This window comes from Ewingella sp. AOP8-B2-18, from assembly GCF_052376015.1.
Lineage (GTDB): Bacteria > Pseudomonadota > Gammaproteobacteria > Enterobacterales > Enterobacteriaceae > Ewingella > Ewingella allii.
Genome location: NZ_JBQSVB010000075.1, coordinates 1 through 214 on the forward strand (window position 1 = coordinate 1; position 214 = coordinate 214).

General features: G+C 50.5%; 1 protein-coding gene. It reads left to right on the top strand.

The genetic code is table 11. The features are described 5' to 3' along the window. Positions 1-58 precede the first annotated feature (58 nt). The coding region (locus ACT3RR_RS23205) for an IS1 family transposase (RefSeq protein WP_496201179.1) at positions 59-214 on the top strand (156 nt) is incomplete at its 3' end.

Sequence of the window (214 nt, forward strand, 5' to 3'; positions counted from 1 at the left end):
TTCGGTAATGGTGCCAACTTACTGATTTAGTGTATGATGGTGTTTTTGAGGTGCTCCCGTGGCTTCCATCTCCATCAGTTGTCCCTCCTGCTCAGCTACTGAAGGCGTGGTGCGTAACGGTAAAAGTACTGCCGGACATCAGCGCTATCTCTGCTCTCACTGCCGTAAAACATGGCATCTGCAGTTCACTTACACCGCTTCTCAACCCGGTACA